Origin of the sequence: Pseudomonas sp. MF5691, assembly GCF_016405645.1 — a bacterium.
GTDB classification, from domain to species: domain Bacteria; phylum Pseudomonadota; class Gammaproteobacteria; order Pseudomonadales; family Pseudomonadaceae; genus Aquipseudomonas; species Aquipseudomonas shahriarae.
The window spans coordinates 1-620 of record NZ_JAEKDC010000058.1; the positions used below are offsets into that span (position 1 = coordinate 1).

Annotated in this window: 1 protein-coding gene; it reads left to right on the top strand. The window is 54.0% G+C overall.

Going from position 1 to position 620, the window contains the following annotated elements:
* Window positions 1–90 precede the first annotated feature (90 nt).
* Window positions 91–620 (top strand): helix-turn-helix domain-containing protein (locus JFT44_RS28525; RefSeq protein ID WP_198831481.1); only part of this gene is annotated, 530 nt, incomplete at its 3' end.

Sequence of the window (620 nt, forward strand, 5' to 3'; positions counted from 1 at the left end):
GGTATGACTCACCCACATGGGTTACAAATCAGTTCACGCACATAGGTAACAGTTATTAACTGGCAGGGTCGATTTTGTGAGGATCTGACCATGCCCTGGGAAGAGCTGAAACCTATGGACCTCAAAGTGATGTTCATCGCCGCCTATTTGGCTGAAAGAGATACCTTTAGCCAGCTGTGCCGCGACTACCAGGTCAGTCGGAAGACTGGCTACAAATGGGTCGAGCGGTACGAGGCTGAAGGGCCCAGAGGGCTCGAAGAGCGTAGCCGGTGCCGGCACAATCAAACCTATGTTGTGCCTCTTGCTATCAGGCAAGCAATTATCGAGCTTCGTTCTATCGGGGAGACTATTCCCGGGCCGAAGAAGATTCAGAACGACTTGCGCCAGCGTTTTCCCGGGCAGGATCCACCCTCGAAAACCACCATTTACAACATCCTCAAGGCCGCTGATCTGATTGCACCTCGACGTGTGCGTCAGCGCGTGGCTGTCTATCCAAAGCCCCTGTGCAAGGCAGAGACCCCAAATCAGCTCTTTAGCGCTGACTACAAGGGGCAGTTTCTGACAGGGGCCGGAGTGTGGTGTTATCCGCTGACGATCATGGACCATGCCAGCCGCTTTCT